The following is a 21694-nucleotide window of genomic DNA, read 5'->3' on the forward strand; positions in this document are numbered from 1 at the left end:
CATGCCTGTCTCATTCCAACGCGTCTATCTCGAAAGCGCCGGTTACTTCATGCCGGGCGAGCCCATTCCCAACGACCGCATGGACGCGTACATCGCGCCGCTGAACCGCATGTCGGAGCGCATCAAGCGGCGCATCCTGGCAGAGAACGGCATCCTCACGCGGCACTACGCCATCGATGCGGAAGGCGTGACGCAACACACCAATGCGCAGCTGGCGGCCGGCGCGATCCGCGATTGCCTGCGGCGGGGCGGTGCGGAGCTGTCGCGCGTGTCGCTGTTGGCCAGCGGCTCGTCGGGCGGAGACACGCTGATGCCGGGATTCGCCAACATGATCCAGGGCGAACTGGCGGCGCAGCCGATGGAAACGCATTCGGTGCACGGCATCTGCGCGGCAGGCGTGTCGGCGATCCAGACTGCCGCGCAGGGCATCGAGCTGGGCGCGCACCGCTCGGCGATGGCGGTGGCGAGCGAGATGCCGTCGCGCCTCTTCAAGCGTTCGCGCTTCGCGGCGCGCGGCTATGAAACCGACTTCGACTCGCACTTTCTACGCTGGATGCTGTCGGATGGCGCGGGCGCCTTGCTGCTGTCCGACGGCACGCCCGCACTGGCCGGCGCGCCTGGGTTGCGCCTGAAGCTGAAGTGGGTGCATCAACGTGCGTTCTCGGGCGACTACCCGGTCTGCATGCAGCTGGGCCTGACCGAAGACCGCGCGCGCGGCCACCTCGACTTCGGCTCCTGGGCCGAGGCCGAGGCGGCGGGCGCCTTGTCGCTGCGGCAGGACATACGCCTGCTGCCGCATCTGTTCGACATCGGCATCCACGAATACGCGGGGCTGGTGCGCGACGGCTGGGTCGATCCGAAGCGGGTCGATCACTTCCTGTGCCATTACTCGTCGGAGAAATTCATCCCGGTGGTCGAGGACCTGATGGCGAAGGCCGACCTGTCGATTCCGCGCGAGCGCTGGTGGAGCAACCTCGCATGGCGCGGCAACACCGGGGCGGCGTCGATCCTCGTGATGCTGGCTGAGTTCCTGCACACCAAGACGCTGAAGCCCGGCGAGCAGATCTTCTGCTACGTGCCGGAATCGGGGCGCTTCATGGCGGCGTACATGCTGCTCGAAGTCGAGGCAGCCGATGCGGCGCCCGTGGTGGTGGCGCCCCGAGCGGCAGCGGTGCCCGACGACGACCTCGTCATTGCGCCTCCGCATGACCCGGCCGCCGCACCCGAAGGACTCGGCGCCTTGCTCACCGAGCTGGCCGCCATCTGGCACGACTACCGCTCGCGCGTCTGGCGCACGCCGCTGGTCCGCCAGATCCGCGAGCGCCGTTTTGCCGTGCCCGACTACCTGAACTGGATGGAGCAATGGGTGCCGCAGGTGCGCGAGGGCAGCCTGTGGATGCGCGAAGGCGCCGCCTCGCTGAGCGAGCCGTACCAGGTGCTGGCCTCGCTGATCGGCGTGCACGCGGGCGAGGAGCAGAACGACTTCAACATCCTCTTCAGCGATTACCGCAAGGCGGGCGGCACGGTCGAGCGCATCGAGGACCTGCGCCGCAACCCGGGCGGCGAGGCGCTCAACGCCTATCTGCACGGCCTGGCCGCCACGCGCGACCCGATCGGCCTGCTGGGCGCGATCTACATCATCGAGGGCACGGGCCAGCGCATCGTGCCGGCGCTGTTGCCGCTGCTGAAGGCCAGCCTGAAGCTGCCGCCCGATGCCTTCCGTTTTCTCGAGTACCACGGCCACAACGACGAGCACCACCTGAGCCGCTGGCTCACGGCGGTCGAAATGGTGATGGCCGTGGAAGGGCAGGCGCGCGCCGCCCGCCAGATCACAGACACCGCGCGCCACACGGCCGCGCTGTACCTGATGCAGTTCCAGCACATCACGGAGCGTATGCCCCATGGATCGAACACCTGATTTCCTGACGCAGGCGCACGACGAGCGCGACCCCAGTCCCTGGCTGGCGCTCTACCTCGATCAGAGCACGCCGCTGCCCGACAACGTCAAGGCGGCGTGGTTGGCCGATTCGAGTTCGGGCTCGCGGCAGTATCTGCTGCCGTTCCTGCGGCCGATCGCGCGGCTGACGATCATCCTGATCCAGATCGTGAAGGTGTTCGTGCCGCGCAACTGGTCGCATTCGATGCTGCTGCACCGGTTTCTGGCCTGGGGGCTGAAGCGCTTCGTGTCGCCGGAGGCCAACTGGCTCATCCTGCGGCACTTTCACCTGGGCTCGCAGGTGCTGGCCTTCATCGGGCGGAATTCGCCGGCTCCGGTGGCCACCAATCCGCTGGAGCCGGCCGACATAGACGCGCTGAAGGACGAGATGTTCCTGAAGCACGACCTGAACCTCTTCAACTTCGTGATCCGGCTGAACAAGGCGCTGCGCGACAAGGGCGTGGCGCTGTGCAAGGCGGAGAAGGTCGATTTTTCGATGATCAGGGAGCCAGGGCTGCGGCTGGAGGACATGCCCCAGGGCAAGCTCAATTTTCTCGACCTGCAGAGCGCCATCGAGCTGTTCACGCCGCTCTACCAGCTGATGCTCACGGACAACGATTTCTGGCGCGCGGCCAATTCCTTGCAGTTGGACGAAACCATCGGCATCTACACGGCGACGCTCCTGAACGCGCCCGAACACCTGATCCTGGTCAACAACAAGCATCCGCTGGTGCCCCTGTCGACCCTGCGGGCGGGGCACCGGCTGGTGATCCACGGGCTCTCGACCGAGATGCTGCACAGCCTGCTCCAGCGGATGCAGGCGGCGCAAAAAGCGGGGGAGCCGGAGACATCCCTATACGAGCAGCCACTTGCATAGGCGTATGCTGCCCCCAGATGGAAACCATGAACACGACCGATAATCCGTCTCCCAAGACCGATCTGGCAGTGACCCACGTGCTGGCGCAACTGCTGGAAAAGCTTGAGCACAGCCCTGTGCCCGTAGGCGCAGAGCAGTACCGCTCCGTGGTCGAGCACCTCGTGCATGAGTTCGAGGACGTCGAGCAGGGCGCCGAACTAGGCCGCCTGCTCGATGCCTATCCGGCCGCGGCCGAGGTTTACGAGAACCTCAATTACAAGCACGCCGGGCTTTGCCGCTCGGCGTTGGACGCTTCCCTGGCCGCTGAAATCAGCGCACGGGAAGCCATTGCACGCGCAATGCGCAGTGCATAACTGAACAGCAAGGACAAGACGCATGGCGAAGGGTGAAGTGAAGACGGCAGTGGTGGCGGATGGGCTGCGTTACAAGTCCAAGACGCCGGGTTCGCCGTTCCGCGCCTCGGCGTCGTTCAGCGGCGCGACCATGTCGTGCTTCATGTGCGGCAAGCACCGCGTTCGCTCGCAGCTGCGTACGCGCCAGGTGCTGGGCAAGTCCCAGACCGTGTGCGCGCCTTCCTGCAAGGCGCTCGACGAATCCCTCGAATAGGGGATTGACCCCGGCTGCTGGCAGTGCGCCTGCTAGCACATCGGGGAGGCATTTTGGAGACATTTCCTCGTGCATAAGTCACGGAATGGCCTTCCGCATTGCCGGCAATCGTTATACAGTTGGACACAAATGATGCATGTAATTGCATGTAATCTAAAGTTCTACTAGTAGCCGATTTCCAATGAATTGCAGCCACACCGTCGACGCCCCTCGCGGGACATGGAATTCAACGCTTGCAAAGGGGCCCTGCCATGGCTAAGTCGCGCCACGTGGTCATGCAGGTGGTCAAACGCTCGTCCGGCAGCGCTACGCACCACGTCGAATTCCTGATGGACGACAACTTCGCCGAGCGCCTGCGGCAGCTGCGTTCGCTGGTACCTCCCCTGGGCAGCCTCAACAAGCAGCGCGACCTCGTGATCGACAAGGTGCGCGTGCGCCTGCCCAATGCCATCTGGCGCTCGGGCAACGAGATCGAGATGGACGGCGGGGTAGACGGCTCCTGCATCGTCATCGCCGCCGAAGGCTCGTTCAACTGCGGTGGCAAGGACCGCAAGACGCGCGAGAAGCTCGTGACGTACAACTTCTCGATCGCGCGCCTGATCGAGCTGCATGCCGAGCGCCCGGAGGGCGAGACCTTCTACATCCGCGACGGCGTGTTCGCCAATGACGAGCCGGCCGAATCCCCCGCCGGCCGTTGGGTCGCGTCGATGCACGAGCTCGAAGTGGTGATGCGCGTGCCGGATGCTCCGTCCGATTTCGACACCCTGCACGACCTGACGCTGCGCCCTGAGCAGCAACAGCAGGCCGGCAGCGGCGCGCCGCACCGCGCCAATTTCTACTGAGTTTTCTTGCCTGTCAGCCGGCAGCGGCCGCCTCAGGCGCCGCGCCCACTGGCGTGTACTGCGCGCGGTTGTCCGCCAGCCAGCGCTCCGACAGGCTGCTGTCCTGCTGCATCGGATGGAAGTCCGCGCGCAGGTAGCTGCGCCAGCCGGCCAGGTTGCCGCGCAGCAGGCCGTCGCGGCTCAGCAGGATGCGCGCGGCGCTCTTCCAGGTCGACCATTTCCACAGCTGCTTTTCGTGGCGCAGGTTGTCGATGGTCTGGTGCATCAGGTCGCCCAGGAACATCATCGTCACGCGGCGGAACCAGCGCGTGCGCCATTCGTCGGAGCCACCCGCGGCCTGGTAGACGTCGAAGGCCACGCTCTTGTGCTCCAGCTCTTCCGCGCTGTGCCACAGCCACATGGTGCGCAGCCGGGGCTCGGCGCCGTCGAGGACCTGCGGGTGCGCCAGCAGCCACTCCGCGAACATCGCCGTGAAATGCTCGGTGGCCGCCGTCACAGCCAGCGCGTGGCGTGGGTCGGCTTCTTCCATCAGGGCCATGCGCTTGCTGGCGCGCGCCGTCCAGCCGTCGACCAGGCCCTGGCTTTCCAGATGGTTGTTGAAGAGCGAATGAATGCGCCGGTGCGTGGCTTCCTGCCCGATGAAGCCGCGCACGTCGGCCTTGTGTTTTTCCTGTACCTCGGCCGGCAGCGTGGCGACGGCGTCGCGCACCGCGTCGATGAAGAACTGCTCGCCGAAAGGGAAACTCATCGACAGGGCGTTGAAGAAAGCGGTCGAGAATGCATCGCCGCCGCACCAGTTGCGGGCAAAGGGCGGTTGCAGGTCGATCAGAAGGCGGCGGACAACGAGATCGGTCATGAAGCAAGCCTCGGGAAAAGCAGAGCTGCGTGGATGGATGGTTGGTACAAATCAGTACCGCATGCCGCCATGTTGCAATTGTGAATTGGTACTGTCAAGTACCGAGACGTAGGAAAATGTGCCGTTCATGAGCGAAACCATCGAAAAAGCAGCCCCTTCCAAGTCCGCCGAGGGCCCAGGGAGCGAGCACTACAAGCGTCTGCTGCAGGGCATGGCGCACGCCGTGGCAGCCAAGGGCTACGCCGAGACAACCATTGCCGACATCGTGCGCGAGGCCGCCGTGTCGCGCCGCACTTTCTACGAACACTTCAGCACCAAGACCGAGTGCCTGATCGCGCTCTACGAAACCGCCAGCCGGCTCGCGCTGCAGGCGGTGAGCGAGGCCTTCGACCCCGTGCAGCCCTGGCATGCGCAGGTCGAGCAGGCCATGACCGCGTACTTCGATTACCTCGCGCAAGACCCGGTGCTGCTGCGTACGCTCTTCGTCGAGATCCTGGGGCTCGGCATGCCGGGCCTGGTGGTGCGGCGCCGGGTGAATGACGAGATCGCCAACTTCATCCAGGTGGCTATCAACAGCAGCGGCAGCGCGGAGGGCCCCGCCGTGCACCTGACGAGCGAGATGGCGATGACCGTGGTCGGCGGCATCAACGAACTGGTGCTGCAGGCCATCGAGCAGGACCGCGCGGGCGACCTGCGCGAACTGGTGGCGCCCGCCACGCGGCTGGTGCGCGCCGTGGCGGCCGAGAGCCAGCGCTAGACGCGCTTCGGCCCGGCGGTGCGCTGGGTGGCCGCGAGCCACAGCGCCAGCAGCCCCGCAAGAGTCAGCGACAGCAGCACACCAAGGTAGGGCAACACGTCATGCAGCGGCGCGCCCATCTGGTTGAGCCGCAGCGAGGCCTGTATGCCCGCCGTGCTCGGGAAGAGCCAGCGCAGCGCCTGCAGCGGCCCCGGCAAGGCCTCCACAGGCCACGAGAAGCCCGAGAGAAAGGCCATCGGCAGGGCGGTGAACAGCAGCACCTGCAAGGCCCGCTCGCGGTCTCGGAACCAGCAGCCCAGCAGCAGGCCCACCGTGCAGATCGCCGGCACGTAGAACGCGAGCAACACCAGCGCGCCGAGCGGATTGCCACCGCGCGGGTAGTCCTGCAAGAAGAACACCCAGCCGAAATAAAAAAGCCCGCTCAGAAAGCCGAACGCCGAGAGCGCCCCCAGCCGGCCCAGCCAGGCTCCCATCGACGCCCGCAGCCGCCCCGCCTCGGCCCAGGTGCCAGCCAGCATCGCCACGCCCATCAGCAGCGTCTGCTGCAGGATCAGCAGTGCCACCGCCGGCACCACGTAGCTGCCATAGCCTTCGGTCGGGTTGAACAGCGCGACCAGCTGCGTGTTGAGCGGACTGCGGCTGCGAGCGGCTTGAATCGCGCTCTGGCCGCCAGCCTGCAGCTTGCGGATCTCGACGCCGGCCGACACCGTGCCGACAGCCTCCGAGAAGCCATACAGCACCGCTTTGTTCAACAGCGCATAGGCGCCGTTGCCTTCGATGGTGACGACCGCCGAGGTGCCGCGCAGCACATCGCGCTTGAGGTCGGCCGGCAGCAGCGCATAGCCTTCGATGTCGCCGCGCCACAGCGCCTGCTGCGCCTCGTGCACATCTCCCGTGACCATGCGCACGTCGAGCCGCGGATTGGCCAGCGCGAAGCGCGCGATCTGCCGCGACAGCGCTGTGTGGTCCTGGTCGACCACTGCCACCGGCACGCGCGTCACGGCCTGCGTGCCATAGGGCCACGGGTAGAAGAAGCCGTAGATGATGGGCGCGAGCAGCATGATCAGCAGCACGCCCTTGTCGCGCAGCACGGCTAGCGCGGTGTCGCGCCATGCGGCGCCGAGGTGGAGCCGTTCGTCAGTCATCAGCGTCCACCCCAGCTCTCGGGCGCTCCGGCCGCGCGCACCAGCGCACCGGCGGACGCGGCAAGCAGCACGCCCGTGCCCAGCAGCATCCACAGCGGCGTGGCGACCGAATACACCACCGGCGCGCCCATCTGCAACTGCTCCATCTGCACGCGGATGTAGTGCGTGTAGGGCAGCAGGCTGGCCCATATCTGCGCGAAGAACGGCATCGCGACCAGCGGAAAACCCACGCCACCGAACGCGAAGGCCGGCGCCGTGATGAAGCCCGTAGCCGACAGCGCAGTGCGCAGCGAACGCGTGAATGCCGCCGCGAAAGCCCCGAGCGCAATCGACAGCGCCAGGAACACAACCAGCGCGAACAGCGTCCACCCGAGCGAACCGACCGGATGCCACCCGCGACCCGCGGTGATCCACAGCATCGCCGCGATGGCTACCGCCGAAAGGCTCGCGAACGGCAGCACCAGCTTGCCCGCCAGCGCTGCCAGCGCCTCGTGCCATCGTGGCGCGGCGCCCAGCCACTCGCCGATGCTGCGGTCGCGCAACTCGCGCCCCACGGCCCAGGCGCCGGCCGTCATCGCAAGAATGTGCAGCAGCGCCGGAATCAGCGCCGCGCCGAGAAACTGCTCGTAGTCGGTCGAGGTGTTGAACAGCGCCACCATGCTCGCCTTGATTGGCTCCATGCTCACGCGCGCCGCCGTCATCGACTCGCCGCGCTTGTTGCGCACCGTGAGCTCGACACCGCCCGAAACCGTGGCCACGGCGGTGCGCACGTCGCGCTGGATCAGGCTCGAATGCGTGCCGAGCTGCGCGTTGTGCAGCAGCACTACCTGCCCGACGCGGCCCTGCTTGACGTCTCGGCTCAGGTCGCGCGGCAACTGCACCGCCGCGTCGACCACGCCGCTGGTCAGGGCGCGCGCCATCTCGCCTTCGTCGCCGTACCGCTGCACCACGCGCAAGCCGGGCGTGGCGTCCAGAAAGCGCACCAACTGGCGCGAGAGCGACGAGTGGTCCTGGTCGAGCACGCCGATTGGCAATCGCTCGGGCAGGCCGGCAGAGAAGATCCACCAGATCAGGAACACCGCCAGCAACGGCACCCACGAGACCATCGCCAGGTCCCAGGGGCGCGTGCGCAGCAGCGCGAACTCGCGCCGTGCACTGGCTGCGGAAAAGCCGCGCAGGCTCATCGCGAACTCAGTCGACCAAGACGCTCATGCCGGGCCGAGCGCCGTCGATGGGCTTGAGCGGCCGCGCGCGGACCTCGAAGGTGCGCACGTCGAAGCCGGTGCCGCCGCGCGTGGCGCGCCACGTCGCGAAGTCGGGCAGCACGGCGCTGTAGTAGACCTTGAAGCGGGCCGTGCGCCTGTCTTCCGGCAGCGCGGGCAGGCGCGCATCGAATTCGTTGCCGAGCGCGAAGCGGGCGAGTCGGTCTTCGCGCACGTTGAGCACCACCCACTGGTCGCTCAGGTCGACCACCGTGACCACGGCCACGCCCTGCGGCGACAGCTCGCCGACCTTGGCCAGCACCTTGGCCACCTCGCCCCCGACGGGGCTGCGCAGCTCGGTCTCGGCCTTGGCGGCTTCGGCCTCGGCTACCACGCCGGCGACCTGGCGCGCTTGCGCGCTGGCGGCGGTCTTGTCCTCGGGGCGGGCGCCGATGCGTGCCATGTCGTACTGCGCCTTGGCGGCAATGGCGGCGTCGCGCGAGGCCTTCCAGTTGGCTTCGGCCTCGTCGCGTTTCTGGTCGGCCACCAGGCCCTCGCGCGCAAGTCCGTCGACACGGCGGTACGAGGTCTGCGCCAGCTGGGCCGCGGTTTCGGCGCGCTGCCACTGCATGCGCGCCATCTCGACCTCCTGCGGGCGGGCGCCGTTCTGGGCCTTGTCGGCGACGGCCTGCGCGGCCTGTTCGGCGGCAGTGGCCTGTGCGAGCTTGGCGCGCACTTCGGGGCTGTCCATGCGCACCAGCACCGCGCCGGCCCGTATGCGGTCGCCTTCCTTCACCGGCACTTCGGCGATGCGCGCCGTCACCTTGCCGGCAACATCGGTTTCGCGCGCTTCCATCTGGCCCTGGAATACCTCGGGGGCGGGCTGCGAGGCGCGCCAGAAACCCCAGACGAGCACCGCCAGCACGAGCAGGGCGGCGAATATCGCGATCAGTTTTCGGGTCTTGGCACTCATCATCAATTCACCTTCACGTCGGCACGCGCGATGTAGTCGGAAAACCTTTCGGAAAGGCCCGCGCTTTCGAGCAGTTGCGCAAGCGCTTGCACGTAGTCGTTGGCGGCTTGCGCGCGTTCGGTCAGCACCTTGGCCTGGTTGGTCTCGGCGTCGATCAGGTCGAGCGTGGTGCTCGTGCCTTCGCGCAGGCCCGAGGTGCGCAGCTTCACGACCTCTTGCGCCAGCTCTACCGAGGCCTTCATCTCGAGGTATTGACGGCGCGCGTTCTCCAATGCGCGCCAGTTGCGTTCGACCAGCAGCGAGATGTCGCTGCGCGCCTGCGCGTCGGTGCGTTCGGCCTGCTCGACCTGCTTGAGTGAAGCAGCCGACAGGGCGTCGCGGTCGACCGAGTCGTACAGCGTCCAGCGCACGCCGAGGCCGGCCACCCAGTCGGCGTTGCCGCCCTTGAGTTCGCGCGTGCCGAAGGCAATGACCTGCGGGCGGCGCAGCGCCTCTTCGCCTTCGTGCAATTGCTCGGCCTGCGACTTCTTGGCCGCGACCTTGCCCAGGCCCGGGTGTCGTGTGAGCGCCGAGTCGATGAAATAGCCGAGCGGTTCGATCGGTGTGCTGATGAGAAAGAGCGGCGTCTGCGGCGTCACGCTGCCGTCGGCGCGCACCGTGCGGGCCAGGGCCACGGCGGCGAGCGCCGCGTCGTTCTCGGCCTTGCGCGCATTGCGCCGTGCTTCCTCATACGCGGCGCTGGCCTGCAGCCGCTCGACGCGCGAGATCACACCGGCCGCGAGCATCTTCTGCGCCGCCGAATCATGCTGTGCGATCGTTCGCTCGGCCTGCAGGCGCAACGTGGCCGCGCGCTGCGCGAGCTGGGCGCCGAAGTAGCGCTGCACCAGCAGGGTGTCGACCTCGTGGCCGGCTTGTTCGGCATCGGCCTGCGCTTCGCGCGTCTGCGCCGAGACGAAGCCGCGCACCGCATCGGTCGCGCCGCCGACGTAGAGCGGCCACACGGCCGAGATCGATGTGTTGGCGCCGGTGTCGTGGCGGTTGAGCGTGTAGCTGTTGGGCAGCTGCGGAATCGGCACGCGCGCGATCACGCTCTGGATGGACGACGGCAGCGCCGAGCCGATCTGCCCGAATTTCTGGTTGAGCGGATCGAGGTCGAGATTCAGGTTCGCGTTGTAGGCATAGGCCAGCCCCGAGACGCTGATCGTCGGGCCGCCGAGCCCCTTCAGGCCCTGGCCCTGCAGTTCCTTCGACTCGACCGCCGCGCGGGCCGCGGCCAGCTTGTCGGAGCGATCGAGCATGCGGGCGCGGGCCGCTTCGAAGCTCAGCGACAGGGTGTCGTCGTTGCGGGCCTGGGCTTGCGCGAAGGCCGCGGTGCCCAGCACCAGCAGTGCCGGCAGCAGGCACAGAGAAGGAGAAAGAGCTTGGCGGCAGCGTGTCATCGTTTCAAGGGGCTGTTCAGATCTGCACCGTTGGCCGGTAGTCCGCCAGCAGCACTTCTTTCCACTTGCCGAACAGCGCCATCAGCCCGACGGCCACTGCGCCCGACAGCACCACCACCCAGCATGCATGCGCCCATCCGTCGTCGAAGGCACCGAACATCACCGCGCGAAAGGCCTGCACCACCCAGCTGAACGGCAGCCAGCTGTGCACCGTGCGGAAGAAGCCGGCCGAAAGCTCCACCGGCAACACCCCGCCACCGGCCGACAGCTGCAGCGTGAGCAGCAGCACCGTGAGGATGCGGCCGAAGTCGCCGAACACATGCAGGATCGCGAACAGCACCACCAGGAAAACCAGTGAAGCCAGCGCCATCGTGAGCGCCAGCGCCGCCACATGCGGCGCCTGCACTTGCAGCACGCCCAGCAGCGTGGCCAGCACCAGCGCCACCTGCAGCAGCACGATCAGCGCCGGCATGGTGATCTTGCCGAGCGTCTTGGCGAGCTTCGGGTAGTGGGTGTGGTCCGCCAGCACGATGCGGATATTGAACAGGTAGCCGGCCATCACCGCGCCGATCCACAGCGCCACCGACACCATGTTCGGCACGAAGGCGCTGCCGTTGTTGTCCACCGGTGCCACCACCTCGACCTTGGGCTCGACCGAATCGGCCAGCCCCGAGGCGCTGCCCTGGATGCGGGTGATCGAGGCGGGCAGGGCGGCTTCGATGGTGCGCACGCCGGTCAGCAGGCGCTGCGCGCCCTGCGCAAGCTGAGCGCCACCCTGCACGAACTCGTCGAGCTTCTTGTCCGCGGGCAGCTTGCCAGCCATGGTGCGGATGCCGCCAGACAGCGCCCCCATGCCGTCGGTGAGCTTGCCCACGCCGCCGTCGAGCGCAGTGGCGCCGGCCGCGAGCTTGTGATTGCCGTCCTGTGCCTTGGCCATGGCCCCCTGCGCCTGATCGATGCCGCCGCGCAGCTTGTCAGCGCCGGCCGCGAGTTCGCCCGCGCCCTTGGCGATGCGCTCGCCCACGAAGGGGATGTCGGCGGAATCCTTCTGCATCTTGCGCGCGCCGTCGCCGAGCTGGTCGGCACCGGCTTCGAGCTGGCCGAGTCCGTCGCCGATCTGCGCGAGCCCGCTGCCGAGTTCGCGCTGGCCTGCCGCGAGTTGCTGCGAGCCGGCCTTCAGTGCACGCAGGTCAGCGTCGACCGGCAGCTTCGATTCGATGGTGCGGATACCGCCGTTCACCTGCTTGAACCCGCTGCTCACCTGCTGCGCGGCGGCGCTGTATTGGGTCGCGCCGTTGGCCAGCGTCTGGCTACCGTCGCGCAGTTCCAGCAGCGCCTGCTTGAGCTTGTCGAGCCGCTGCTGCGAGCCGGAGGCCGCATTCAGCACCAGCCCCCAGCGCTGCTCGTTGAGCATCTCGTTGACCTGGTGCCCCAGCTCACCCGCGAAACGCCGCGCCAGGCCGGCCGAGCTGTAGTTGTTGCCTTCGGAGGTGTAGACCACCAGTTGCCCGGCACCGCGCTGCGCACCCGGTACCGCGTTGGCACTGAAGTCCGCTGGAATCAGCAGCGCGAAGGCCAGCGTGCCGCGCCGCACTTCGGCGCGCGCGGCTTCCGCGTCGGTCATCGCGCGGAAGCCGAAGGCGCGCTTGTCGAGCAGGGTGTGCGTGAGTTCGTCGCCGACGTTGACAGTGCGCGACATGTAGGTCACGCCCTGGTCCTGGTTGACGATGGCCGCGGGCAGGTCGGCCGTGTGGCCGGCCGGGTCCCACACGCTCGTGAGGTAGATCAGTGCATAGAGCGCCGGCACCACGCCGACCGCCACCACGGCCAGCAGGATGCGCGGAAAGCGCCGCACGATCGCCAGTTCGGCCCGGGCGATGGCCCAGGTGCCGGCGAACAGTGCGTGGAGGTATCGCATGGGGCTAGGAGGTCTGCAGCAGCGCCATGGCGGTGGGATTTGCGCGCAGAAGCGGTCAGCCCGGCTTTTTCTGGGCGGGGTCGTAGAAGAATTGTTCTTCCGCGATGCGCTCGCCTTCCCAGCGCTGCCAGGCGATTTCTTCCATTCGCATCTTGCTGCCGCCCTTGAATGTGAACTCGAAGATCCAGTGGATCGCCACGTGGTCGCCGTTCACCAGCACCGGCCGCACGCAGGTGGAAACCACCGACTCGGTGCGGTCGAGCACGGCGCTTTCCTGGGCCACCAGCGTGCTGCGGCCGCGCCGCGGCTCGGCCTGGTTCTCGCGCATGGTGGCATCTTCGGTGTAGTAGTCCTCGATGGCCTTGGCATGCGCGCCGCCTTCGACGGCGGCGATGAATGATTCGAGTCGTTCGGGCGTGGGCATTTCAGGACTTTACTTTGACTTCAACGCGGCGCGCCTCGGCGGGCGGCCCGTCGGCTTGCGATTGCTCGGGCTTGGCCAGCTCGATCTTGTCTTCTGGCGCACCAGCGGCCTTGAGCGCATCGCTCACGGCCATCGCGCGCTGCTTGGCGAGCTCGGCATTCTTGGCCGGGTCGCCGCTGGCATCGTGGTAGCCGCTCACGAGCACCGTGCTGCCGCTCTGCACGGCCTTGATGACGTCGGCCAGGGCTTCCTTGGCGTTGGGCGCTACTTCGGAGCTGGCGCTCGCGAAGTAGAACTTCACGACGCCGTTCTCGACCTTCACCGCTGCGGCTTCTGCGGCCGACACAGCGCCCGAAGCAACCGCCGCGGCAGGCGTCGACGGAGCCATCGCGGCGGGCGCGGTCGCGGCCGGCGGCATCTCGACCTTCGCCGGCACGGCCGCCGCCGCATCGCCGGCATGGAACTTCACCACCAGCGGCACGATGAGCAGCGCCACGATGTTGATGATCTTGATCAGCGGGTTCACGGCCGGGCCGGCCGTGTCCTTGTAGGGGTCGCCCACGGTGTCACCGGTGACGGCTGCCTTGTGCGTCTCGCTGCCCTTGCCGCCGAAGTGGCCGTCCTCGATGTACTTCTTGGCGTTGTCCCAGGCGCCACCGCCGGTGCACATGCTGATGGCGACGAACAGGCCCGTGACGATGGTGCCCATCAGCAGCCCGCCCAGCGCCTTCGGCCCCAACACCAGGCCGACGACGATCGGCACGAGCACCGGCAGCAGCGACGGGATCATCATTTCCTTGATGGCCGCGCCGGTCAGCATGCTCACGGCCTTGCCGTACTCGGGCTTGCCGGTGCCTTCCATGATGCCGGGGATGTCGCGGAACTGGCGCCGCACTTCTTCCACCACCGCGCCCGCCGCGCGGCCCACGGCCTCCATGGCCATCGCGCCGAACAGGTAGGGAATCAACCCGCCGATGAAGAGGCCGACGATCACCATCGGGTCACTCAGGTTGAAGCTGATGTTCAGCCCGAAGCTCTCCAGCTTGTGCGTGTAGTCGGCGAAGAGCACCAGCGAGGCGAGGCCCGCAGAGCCGATGGCGTAGCCCTTGGTCACGGCCTTGGTGGTGTTGCCGACCGCGTCGAGCGGGTCGGTCACGGCGCGCACGCTGGCGGGCAGGTCGCTCATCTCGGCGATGCCGCCGGCGTTGTCGGTGATGGGGCCGTAGGCGTCCAGCGCCACCACGATGCCGGCCATGCTCAGCATCGACGTGGCAGCCACCGCAATGCCGAAGAGGCCTGCCAGCGAGTACGAAGCCAGGATGGCGATGCACACGAAGATCACCGGCCACGCCGTGGAGCGCATCGACACGCCCAGGCCCGCGATGATGTTCGTGCCGTGGCCCGTGGTCGAGGCCTGCGCGATGTGCTGCACGGGCTTGTACTGCGTGCCGGTGTAGTACTCGGTGATCCATACCAGCGCGGCCGTCAGCGCCAGGCCGACGAAGCAGGCGCCGAACAGCTTCAGCTGGCTGCCGCTCGGGGCGATCGCGTTGTCGGGAATCAGCCAGCTGGTGACGAACCAGAATGCGATCAGCGACAGGATGCCCGCCACTGCCAGGCCCTTGTAGAGCGCCGGCATCACGTTGACCATGCCCGGCGAGGCCTTCACGAAGAAGCAGCCGATGATCGACGCGATGATCGACACGCCGCCCAGCGCCAGCGGGTACAGCACGGCGTTGGTGGGCGCCGCGGTAACCATCAGCGCGCCCAGCACCATGGTGGCGATCAGCGTCACGGCGTAGGTTTCGAACAGGTCGGCCGCCATGCCGGCGCAGTCGCCGACGTTGTCGCCCACGTTGTCGGCAATCACGGCCGGATTGCGCGGGTCGTCTTCAGGGATGCCGGCCTCGACCTTGCCCACCAGGTCGGCGCCGACGTCGGCGCCCTTGGTGAAGATGCCGCCGCCCAGCCGCGCGAAGATCGAGATCAGCGAGGAGCCGAAGGCAAAGCCGATCAGCGGATTGAGGGTGGCCGCGAGACTGTGACCTGCTGCCGGCGTGCTGCTGCCGATCAAGACCCAGTAGAAGGCCGACACGCCCAGCAGGCCCAGGCCCACCACCAGCATGCCGGTGATGGCGCCGCCGCGGAACGCGACGTCGAGTGCCGGGCCGATGCCTTGCGTGGCCGCCTGCGCCGTGCGCACGTTGGCGCGCACCGACACGTTCATGCCGATGAAGCCGCAGGCACCCGAGAGCACCGCGCCCACGATGAAGCCGACTGCCGTGGTCAGGTCCAGGAAGATGGCGATGAGGATGGCGAGCACCACGCCGACGATGGCGATGGTGCTGTACTGCTTGGCGAGGTAGGCAGAGGCGCCGGCCTGGATGGCCGCTGCAATTTCCTGCATGCGGGCATTGCCTGCGTCCTTCGCGAGAATCCAACTTCGAGCCCAGAAACCGTAGGCCACGGCCACGAGGCCGCAGACGATAGCCAGTATCAGGGGGGTGTTGCCGATCATGCTTTGCTTCTCCATTCGTTCGTTGCGACTTGTGGAGACGGACAGCATGGGCCCTGCGTGCAACGCGTACGGGACCATGTTTTCCGCCGCGTTGCTTCCTCGAAGCTCACTGCACCAAGGGTGAGGAGCCGATTGGCCAACGGTTGCAATTTACAGGCAAATACGAGTGCGCGTGCGACCGGTCGGTGACACGGAAAGTAAACTCCGGGTTTGTCCCCATCTCTCTCATACTTTTCCACTACTCGAAAAACGTCATGTCCTTCGACAAAGTTTCCCCCGGCAAGAACGTCCCCGATTCCTTCAACGTCGTGATCGAAATCCCGATGAACGCCGACCCGATCAAGTACGAAGTCGACAAGGAATCGGGCGCGATTTTTGTCGACCGCTTCATGACGACGGCCATGTACTACCCGGCCAACTACGGCTACGTGCCGCAGACCCTGTCGGGCGACGGCGACCCGGTCGACGTGCTGGTGATCGCTCCGTATCCGCTGCTGCCGGGCGTGGTGGTGCCGTGCCGCCCCCTGGGCATCCTGATGATGGAAGACGAAGCCGGCGTTGACGGCAAGGTGCTGGCCGTGCCCACCGACAAGGTGCTGCCCATCTACAGCCACTGGAAGTCGGTCGACGACGTGAACCCGATGCGCCTGAAGGCCATCAGCCACTTCTTCGAGCACTACAAGGACCTGGAAGAAGGCAAGTGGGTCAAGGTGCTGGGCTGGGAAGGCATTGACGCGGCCAAGAAGGAAATCCTGGACGGCATCGCCAGCTACAAGAAGTAATTTATTCGTTCTCGAAGGGCGAGCGGCGCGGGTCGCGCGTGAAGCTGCCGGCCAGCGATGGCGCGCAGCCCGGCGTGTCCGAGACGGTGACGCGGTCGGTGTCGAACTGGAGTGTGCGGGTGCAACGCCCGCCTTCCTGCACCACGAGGCGCCGCTGCCCGTCGAGCACGTTCTTGCCCTGCAGCAGCATGTTGCCGCGCGGGTCGGGGCAAACGTAGATCTGGATGTCCAGCGTGCCGCCCAGTTCGGGCGTCACGTCGAGGAAGCGCCCGTCCTTCGGGCATTGGCCTTCCACATAGCGTCCCATCCAATGCAGCAGCGGGTGACTCAGGTAGGTGATGCGCCGCTCGTAGTCCTGCTTGAGGCATTCGGTCTTGCCGCGGCATTCGCGGTTGCGTACAGCTATCCAGTCACGCTGGTCGCGTTTCAGGAACGTCGCCCACTGGCCCGTGCCGGGCATTTCGACTTGCCGCTTGTAGAGGGCGGCCATGGCTTCGTCCTGCCGTGACAGGCCGGGGTCGGCGCAGATGGCTTTCTCGGTGGCGTTGCCGGCCTTGGCGCAGTCGAAGCTGGCGGCCGTGGCCAACTGGCTGGCCGCCATGAAGCAGAGTGCCACGAGGGCAGGGCGTGTGAAGGGCGGCATGCGGTTCTCTCTCCTCGATGCGGATGCTAGGAGAGGCGCCGCGCGCCGTCGATGTGCCGAATGGTCAAGGGCACTATGCCCTTGGACAGAGGAGACGCTTCAGGCGCGGACCGCGTCGCTGGCCAGCCGCATCCATTCGCGATTGACCGAACGCGCATGCGAGTTCCAGTGGCGAGCGGCCTGCTGGAGTTCGTCCCACTGGCGCTGTGCACCGGTGGCATCGCCTTGCTGGGCAAGCCATGCGATGTAACGGGCGCGGGCCTCGACGGTGTTGTACTGGCTCAGCGCGGCCTCGAAGGCTTCGCGCGCTTCCGGCTGGCGTCCGTCGGCGGCGAGGGCGCGGGCGGTGAGCACGGCGACTTCGTCCTTGCGGTAGTCGTCGCGCGCGGCACGCAGGGCCTGGAGCGCCTGCAATGCCTCGCGGCCGGCAGGCGCTCCACCCGCAGCCAACAGGGCGCTGGCCAGGCCGAACTGCAGTTCGGGATCGGAGGCCAGCGGGCCCTTCAGTGCGTCGCGGTAATGGCCGACGGCATCGGCGGCCTGCCCCTTGTCGAGCGCTGCCTTGGCAAGGCGCAGCTTGTTCTGGGCCGTGGGGGCGAGGTCGTAGGCCTCGGTGGCCGCGCGGTATTCGCGCTCGGGGTCGATGAAGCCGATGGCCGCGCTGGCCACCTTGCCGGCGGTGCGCTGCATGCGCGAGGCGGGCAGGTACTCGACCACGAAGTACACGATGCTTCCCAGCAGCGGGAAGCTGAAAAGAATGAGGAGCCAGTACATCTGCTTGCCGTGGCGCATTGCGTGCACGGCGAAGAACAGCGCGATGAGGACGTGCAGCCCCAGTCCGACGAATGGCATCGAGTTCTCTCTGAGTTGTTGTGGATATCGGGCGCTTTTATAGCAGCCCCGCATGGCAAGAAAGGCTGGTCAAGCGGCCTTGAACGGGCTGCGCTCGCCCAGGTGGTCCATGTAGTTCTCGATGCCCGCGCCCTCGCGCTCCAGGAAGCGCTCGACCGCATCGGCAAACGCCGGGTGCGCCAGCCAGTGGGCGCTGGTGGTTTTCACCGGCATCAGCGCGCGCGCCATCTTGTGCTCGCCCTGGGCGCCGCCCTCGAAGCGCTGGGCGCCGTGTTCGATGCACCAGGCCAGCGGCTGGTAGTAGCAAGCCTCGAAGTGCAGGCAGTCGACGCGCTCCAGCGCGCCCCAGTAGCGGCCGTAGGCAACGAGCGGTGCATCGGGCTGCGTCGAAAGGGCGATCAGGCTGGTGGCCATCGGTTTGCCATTGCGCTCGGCGACGAACAGCAGCCAGGCCTCGGGCATCGTGTCGGCCATGCGCCGGAAGAAGTCGCGCGTGAGGTAGGGCGGGTTGCCGTGCTCGCGGTAGGTGCGCTCGTAGCAGCGGTAGAAGAAGTCCCAGTCGGCCTTCGAGATGTCGGCGCCGCGCGACCACCGGAAGCTCACGCCGGCGTCGGCCACCTTGCGGCGCTCCTGGCGGATCTTCTTGCGCTTGTCGTGCGAGAGGCTGGCGAGGAAGGAGTCGAAGTCGGGGTACTGGGCGTTGGTCCAGTGGAACTGCACCGTGTTGCGCAGCATCAGGCCTGCTTCGGTGCAGGCGGTGATGTCGGCATCGGCGCCGAACAGCAGGTGCAGCGACGACAGCTCCTCCTGCTTGCACAGCGCGACGAGTCCTTGCACCAGCAACGTGCGGCTTTGAGCGTCGCGTGCCAGCAGCCGCGTGCCGGGCACGGGCGTGAAGGGCACTGCGACCACGGCCTTCGGGTAGTACGCGAGCCCGTGCTGCTCGTAGGCATTGGCCCAGGCCCAGTCGAAGACGTACTCGCCGTAGGAATGGTCCTTGATGTAGAACGGGCACGCGGCCTGCAACTGCTCGCCTTGCCACAGCGTGACGAACTGCGGCATCCATCCGCTCTCCGGCGTGGCGCTGCGGCTGTCGTTCAGCGCCGCGAGGTATTCATGGCGCATGAAGGGCGATGGCTCGGCCTCGGCGGCCAGCAGCGCGTTCCATGCGTCCGGGCTTACGTCAGCCGGCGACGACAGAACCCGAATGACATAATCGTTCAAGCCTTTTTCTTCCTTCTGTATGACGCTCAAGCTCGCCATCGCGCAACTCAATTTTGTGGTGGGCGACCTCGCCGGCAACGCGAAAAAGATCGTCGACGCCGCGCGCGATGCCCATGCACAGGGCGCGCGCCTCTTGTTGACGCCCGAACTCTCGATTGCCGGCTATGCGGCGGAGGACCTGTTCCTCCGTCCCGCCTTCACCGAAGCCTGTGATGATGCCGTGAAAGGCATTGCCGCTGCTCTGGCCGATCTCAAAGACATGGTGGTGGTGGTGGGGCATCCGACCGGCGGCAGCCTGCGCAGCCGCTCGGTGGCCGTACAGATGCGCCACAACGCGGCAAGCGTCATCAAGGAAGGCCGCATCCTCGAAACGTATGCCAAGCGCGAACTGCCCAACTACCAGGTGTTCGACGAGCGCCGCTACTTCACGCCGGGGCAGGGCACCTGCGTGTTCGAGGCGGGCGGTGTCTCGGTCGGCCTGCTGATCTGCGAGGACGCCTGGTTCGACCAGCCGGCCGAACTGGCACGCGAAGGCGGTGCCGAGGTGCTGGCGGTGATCAATGCGTCGCCGTACCACGTGGGCAAGGAAGGCGAGCGCATCGCGCGCATGGCCGACCGGGCGCGCGCGGTCGGCCTGCCGCTGGTGTACGCGCACCTGGTCGGCGGGCAGGACGAGGTGGTGTTCGACGGCGCTTCGTTCGCGTTGCAGGCCGATGGCGCTGCGGCCATGCAGGCCGAGAGCTTCCGGGAAAAACTGGTCTTCGCGCAGTTGGAGCGCACGCCTCAAGGCGGCGTTGGCTTCGTAGCCGAGCCGGCGGCCATCGCACCGCCACGCGACGCTGAAGCCCAACTCTGGGACGCCCTGGTGCTCGGCGTGCGCGACTACGTCGGCAAGAACGGTTTTCCGGGCGCCATCCTGGGGCTTTCGGGTGGTATCGACTCCGCATTGGTGCTTGCCATCGCGGTCGATGCACTGGGCAAGGACAAGGTCCGTGCGGTGATGATGCCTTCGCCTTACACCGCCGACATCAGCTGGATCGATGCGCGCGACATGGCGGCCCGCCTGGGCGTGCGCTACGACGAGATTTCCATCAAGCACACCTTCGAGTCCTTCAAGGGCGCGCTGGCCGAAGAATTCAAGGGGCGGCCCGAGGACACGGCCGAGGAAAACATCCAGGCCCGCATCCGCGGCACGCTGCTGATGGGGCTTTCGAACAAGTTCGGCGCCATCGTGCTCACCACGGGCAACAAGAGCGAAATGGCCACCGGCTACTGCACGCTGTACGGCGACATGGCGGGCGGCTTCGCGGTCATCAAGGACCTGCTCAAGACAACCGTGTTCGCGCTGGCGCGCTGGCGAAATGCCCACGATCCGTACGGCACGGGCACCGAGCCGATTCCCGAGCGGATCATCACGCGGCCTCCCAGCGCCGAACTTCGGCCCGATCAGACCGATCAAGACAGCCTCCCGCCCTACGACATCCTCGACGGAATCCTGGCACGCTACATGCAGGACGACGAGGGCATCGACGAGATCATTGCCGCGGGTTACGACCGTGCGGTGGTCGAGCGGGTTGCGCGGCTCATCAGGATCAACGAATACAAGCGGCGCCAGGCGCCGGTAGGCATCCGGGTCACCCATCGAAGCTTCGGCAAGGATTGGCGTTACCCTATCACCAGCAAATTCAACGAAACCGCCGGAGCACGAAAACCATGAAGCAGATCACCGCCATCGTCAAACCCTTCAAGCTCGAGGACGTGCGCGAGGCCTTGGCCGAAGTGGGCGTCACCGGCCTGACCGTCACCGAAGTCAAGGGCTTCGGCCGCCAGAAGGGGCACACAGAGCTCTACCGCGGCGCCGAATACGTGGTCGACTTCCTGCCCAAGATGAAGGTCGAAGTGGTCGTCAACGAAGCCGATGTGGAGCGCTGCATCGAAGCCATCGTCAGTTCCGCGCGCACCGGGAAGATCGGCGACGGGAAGATTTTTGTCACCGGCGTGGAGCGCATCGTGCGTATCCGTACGGGTGAGGAAAACGAAAACGCTGTTTGAAGCAAGAAAGCCCCGGCGACGGGGCTTTCGACATGGTCGTCAGAGGTTTTCCGACAGCCTGTCTTCGCGTGGATGGAGCGGCACTTCGGCGCGCAATGCCGTGAGCAGTTCGGGCACATCGGTGCCGGTGCGGATCAGGCTCATCTGCCATTCGCCCATGAAGCCCTCGCGCACGCTGTGCGCCAGGAAGCCAAGCAGGCCGTCGTAGTAGCCGGCGGTGTTGAGGATGCCGGTGGGCTTGTCGTGGTAGCCGAGTTGGCGCCAGGTCCAGATCTCGAACAGTTCCTCGAAGGTGCCGATGCCGCCCGCCAGGGCGACGAAGGCATCGGCGCGCTCACCCATCATGGCCTTGCGTTCGTGCATGGTGTCGACCACGTGCAACTCATCGCACAGCGGGTTGGCCAGTTCCTTGTCGACCAATGCCTTGGGGATGATGCCGACCACTCGGCCGCCGGCAAGGCGGGTGGCCTCGGCCACCGTGCCCATCAGGCCGGTGCGACCTCCGCCGTAGACAAGCTGGCCGCCGTGCTGGCCGATCCATTGGCCGACGGCTTGCGCGGCCTGGGAAAACTCGGGGCGCTCGCCGGGGCGCGAGCCGCAATACACACAGATCGAAAATTCAGGATTCATCCTGCCATCATGCCGCAG

The 21694-nt window shown here is 66.8% G+C and carries 21 protein-coding genes; 9 read left to right on the top strand and 12 right to left on the bottom strand.

Translation table 11 applies throughout. The features are described from left to right. Position 1 precedes the first annotated feature (1 nt). The 5 genes from BLV60_RS11255 to BLV60_RS11275 all read left to right on the top strand — a co-directional run bounded on the left by BLV60_RS11255 (position 2) and on the right by BLV60_RS11275 (position 4261). The gene (locus BLV60_RS11255; RefSeq protein ID WP_093054377.1) at positions 2 to 1918 is read left to right on the top strand and encodes a StlD/DarB family beta-ketosynthase; all 1917 of its coding nucleotides are present in this window, start codon (positions 2 to 4) and stop codon (positions 1916 to 1918) included. Next, complete coding sequence (locus BLV60_RS11260) at positions 1902 to 2813, top strand: DUF6999 family protein (protein WP_093054379.1); 912 nt, start codon at positions 1902 to 1904, stop codon at positions 2811 to 2813. Before BLV60_RS11255 ends, BLV60_RS11260 begins: the two co-directional genes overlap by 17 nt. Before the next feature lie 17 nt (positions 2814 to 2830). Next, positions 2831 to 3166: a hypothetical protein gene (locus tag BLV60_RS11265; protein WP_093054381.1), complete on the top strand. Its 336-nt coding sequence runs from the start codon at positions 2831 to 2833 to the stop codon at positions 3164 to 3166. Positions 3167 to 3188: 22 nt separating this feature from the next. Beyond that, positions 3189 to 3419, top strand: a complete 231-nt coding sequence (locus tag BLV60_RS11270; RefSeq protein ID WP_007836713.1) for a hypothetical protein — start codon at positions 3189 to 3191, stop codon at positions 3417 to 3419. A gap of 251 nt (positions 3420 to 3670) precedes the next feature. Then, positions 3671 to 4261: a hypothetical protein gene (locus tag BLV60_RS11275; protein WP_093054383.1), complete on the top strand. Its 591-nt coding sequence runs from the start codon at positions 3671 to 3673 to the stop codon at positions 4259 to 4261. 13 nt (positions 4262 to 4274) lie between these two features. Here BLV60_RS11275 and BLV60_RS11280 read toward each other — a convergent pair whose 3' ends face one another. After that, positions 4275 to 5117: a metal-dependent hydrolase gene (locus tag BLV60_RS11280; protein ID WP_093054385.1), complete on the bottom strand. Its 843-nt coding sequence runs from the start codon at positions 5115 to 5117 to the stop codon at positions 4275 to 4277. A 127-nt stretch (positions 5118 to 5244) separates the two neighbouring features. On the opposite strand from BLV60_RS11280, the gene BLV60_RS11285 reads away from it, so the two are divergent. After that, the gene (locus BLV60_RS11285) at positions 5245 to 5874 is read left to right on the top strand and encodes a TetR/AcrR family transcriptional regulator (protein WP_093054920.1); all 630 of its coding nucleotides are present in this window, start codon (positions 5245 to 5247) and stop codon (positions 5872 to 5874) included. On the opposite strand, the gene BLV60_RS11290 is transcribed toward BLV60_RS11285, so the two are convergent. The 7 genes from BLV60_RS11290 to BLV60_RS11320 are packed head-to-tail and all read right to left on the bottom strand — an operon-like array spanning position 5871 to position 15493. Continuing rightward, complete coding sequence (locus BLV60_RS11290; RefSeq protein WP_093054387.1) at positions 5871 to 7019, bottom strand: ABC transporter permease; 1149 nt, start codon at positions 7017 to 7019, stop codon at positions 5871 to 5873. The two genes, BLV60_RS11285 and BLV60_RS11290, sit on opposite strands and share 4 nt — an antisense overlap. Then, complete coding sequence (locus BLV60_RS11295) at positions 7019 to 8203, bottom strand: ABC transporter permease (protein WP_093054389.1); 1185 nt, start codon at positions 8201 to 8203, stop codon at positions 7019 to 7021. Before BLV60_RS11295 ends, BLV60_RS11290 begins: the two co-directional genes overlap by 1 nt. A 7-nt stretch (positions 8204 to 8210) precedes the next feature. Further along, positions 8211 to 9197, bottom strand: coding sequence for an HlyD family secretion protein (locus BLV60_RS11300; protein ID WP_093054391.1), 987 nt, complete (start codon positions 9195 to 9197; stop codon positions 8211 to 8213). Further along, complete coding sequence (locus BLV60_RS11305) at positions 9197 to 10633, bottom strand: TolC family protein (protein ID WP_093054393.1); 1437 nt, start codon at positions 10631 to 10633, stop codon at positions 9197 to 9199. Before BLV60_RS11305 ends, BLV60_RS11300 begins: the two co-directional genes overlap by 1 nt. A 16-nt stretch (positions 10634 to 10649) precedes the next feature. Continuing rightward, a complete protein-coding gene (locus tag BLV60_RS11310; protein ID WP_093054395.1) occupies positions 10650 to 12551 on the bottom strand; it encodes a YhgE/Pip domain-containing protein in 1902 nt (633 codons plus the stop codon). Between the two features lie 55 nt (positions 12552 to 12606). Further along, a complete protein-coding gene (locus tag BLV60_RS11315) occupies positions 12607 to 12975 on the bottom strand; it encodes a nuclear transport factor 2 family protein (RefSeq protein WP_093054397.1) in 369 nt (122 codons plus the stop codon). Position 12976: 1 nt separating this feature from the next. Then, the gene (locus BLV60_RS11320; RefSeq protein ID WP_093054922.1) at positions 12977 to 15493 is read right to left on the bottom strand and encodes a sodium-translocating pyrophosphatase; all 2517 of its coding nucleotides are present in this window, start codon (positions 15491 to 15493) and stop codon (positions 12977 to 12979) included. 254 nt (positions 15494 to 15747) lie between these two features. Here BLV60_RS11320 and ppa point away from each other — a divergent pair, with 254 nt between their 5' ends. Then, a complete protein-coding gene (ppa, locus tag BLV60_RS11325) occupies positions 15748 to 16275 on the top strand; it encodes an inorganic diphosphatase (RefSeq protein WP_093054399.1) in 528 nt (175 codons plus the stop codon). 1 nt (position 16276) lies between these two features. Here the strand turns inward: ppa and BLV60_RS11330 are convergent, their stop codons facing one another. From BLV60_RS11330 to BLV60_RS11340, 3 genes are all read right to left on the bottom strand, one after another. Continuing rightward, a complete protein-coding gene (locus tag BLV60_RS11330; RefSeq protein WP_093054401.1) occupies positions 16277 to 16918 on the bottom strand; it encodes a lysozyme inhibitor LprI family protein in 642 nt (213 codons plus the stop codon). Between the two features lie 99 nt (positions 16919 to 17017). Next, entirely contained in the window at positions 17018 to 17770 is a 753-nt protein-coding gene (locus BLV60_RS11335) for a hypothetical protein (RefSeq protein ID WP_093054403.1), read from the bottom strand. Positions 17771 to 17839: 69 nt separating this feature from the next. After that, the gene (locus tag BLV60_RS11340) at positions 17840 to 18994 is read right to left on the bottom strand and encodes a GNAT family N-acetyltransferase (protein WP_093054405.1); all 1155 of its coding nucleotides are present in this window, start codon (positions 18992 to 18994) and stop codon (positions 17840 to 17842) included. A gap of 19 nt (positions 18995 to 19013) precedes the next feature. On the opposite strand from BLV60_RS11340, the gene BLV60_RS11345 reads away from it, so the two are divergent. Then, positions 19014 to 20711, top strand: a complete 1698-nt coding sequence (locus tag BLV60_RS11345) for an NAD+ synthase (RefSeq protein ID WP_093054407.1) — start codon at positions 19014 to 19016, stop codon at positions 20709 to 20711. Next, entirely contained in the window at positions 20708 to 21046 is a 339-nt protein-coding gene (locus tag BLV60_RS11350; protein WP_093054409.1) for a P-II family nitrogen regulator, read from the top strand. Before BLV60_RS11345 ends, BLV60_RS11350 begins: the two co-directional genes overlap by 4 nt. A 39-nt stretch (positions 21047 to 21085) precedes the next feature. Here BLV60_RS11350 and BLV60_RS11355 read toward each other — a convergent pair whose 3' ends face one another. After that, positions 21086 to 21676, bottom strand: a complete 591-nt coding sequence (locus tag BLV60_RS11355) for an LOG family protein (protein ID WP_093054411.1) — start codon at positions 21674 to 21676, stop codon at positions 21086 to 21088. Positions 21677 to 21694: the final 18 nt, after the last annotated feature.

Source organism: Variovorax sp. YR634, from assembly GCF_900106655.1.
GTDB lineage: Bacteria > Pseudomonadota > Gammaproteobacteria > Burkholderiales > Burkholderiaceae_C > Variovorax.

Bases quoted from the DNA above. Each gene is read 5' to 3' on its own strand.
- BLV60_RS11255 (WP_093054377.1), top strand. From the start codon at position 2: ATGCCTGTCTCATTCCAACGCGTCTATCTCGAAAGCGCCGGTTACTTC.
- BLV60_RS11260 (WP_093054379.1), top strand. From the start codon at position 1,902: ATGGATCGAACACCTGATTTCCTGACGCAGGCGCACGACGAGCGCGAC.
- BLV60_RS11265 (WP_093054381.1), top strand. From the start codon at position 2,831: ATGGAAACCATGAACACGACCGATAATCCGTCTCCCAAGACCGATCTG.
- BLV60_RS11270 (WP_007836713.1), top strand. From the start codon at position 3,189: ATGGCGAAGGGTGAAGTGAAGACGGCAGTGGTGGCGGATGGGCTGCGT.
- BLV60_RS11275 (WP_093054383.1), top strand. From the start codon at position 3,671: ATGGCTAAGTCGCGCCACGTGGTCATGCAGGTGGTCAAACGCTCGTCC.
- BLV60_RS11280 (WP_093054385.1), bottom strand. From the start codon at position 5,117: ATGACCGATCTCGTTGTCCGCCGCCTTCTGATCGACCTGCAACCGCCC.
- BLV60_RS11285 (WP_093054920.1), top strand. From the start codon at position 5,245: ATGAGCGAAACCATCGAAAAAGCAGCCCCTTCCAAGTCCGCCGAGGGC.
- BLV60_RS11290 (WP_093054387.1), bottom strand. From the start codon at position 7,019: ATGACTGACGAACGGCTCCACCTCGGCGCCGCATGGCGCGACACCGCG.
- BLV60_RS11295 (WP_093054389.1), bottom strand. From the start codon at position 8,203: ATGAGCCTGCGCGGCTTTTCCGCAGCCAGTGCACGGCGCGAGTTCGCG.
- BLV60_RS11300 (WP_093054391.1), bottom strand. From the start codon at position 9,197: ATGATGAGTGCCAAGACCCGAAAACTGATCGCGATATTCGCCGCCCTG.
- BLV60_RS11305 (WP_093054393.1), bottom strand. From the start codon at position 10,633: ATGACACGCTGCCGCCAAGCTCTTTCTCCTTCTCTGTGCCTGCTGCCG.
- BLV60_RS11310 (WP_093054395.1), bottom strand. From the start codon at position 12,551: ATGCGATACCTCCACGCACTGTTCGCCGGCACCTGGGCCATCGCCCGG.
- BLV60_RS11315 (WP_093054397.1), bottom strand. From the start codon at position 12,975: ATGCCCACGCCCGAACGACTCGAATCATTCATCGCCGCCGTCGAAGGC.
- BLV60_RS11320 (WP_093054922.1), bottom strand. From the start codon at position 15,493: ATGATCGGCAACACCCCCCTGATACTGGCTATCGTCTGCGGCCTCGTG.
- ppa (WP_093054399.1), top strand. From the start codon at position 15,748: ATGTCCTTCGACAAAGTTTCCCCCGGCAAGAACGTCCCCGATTCCTTC.
- BLV60_RS11330 (WP_093054401.1), bottom strand. From the start codon at position 16,918: ATGCCGCCCTTCACACGCCCTGCCCTCGTGGCACTCTGCTTCATGGCG.
- BLV60_RS11335 (WP_093054403.1), bottom strand. From the start codon at position 17,770: ATGCCATTCGTCGGACTGGGGCTGCACGTCCTCATCGCGCTGTTCTTC.
- BLV60_RS11345 (WP_093054407.1), top strand. From the start codon at position 19,014: ATGACGCTCAAGCTCGCCATCGCGCAACTCAATTTTGTGGTGGGCGAC.
- BLV60_RS11350 (WP_093054409.1), top strand. From the start codon at position 20,708: ATGAAGCAGATCACCGCCATCGTCAAACCCTTCAAGCTCGAGGACGTG.
- BLV60_RS11355 (WP_093054411.1), bottom strand. From the start codon at position 21,676: ATGAATCCTGAATTTTCGATCTGTGTGTATTGCGGCTCGCGCCCCGGC.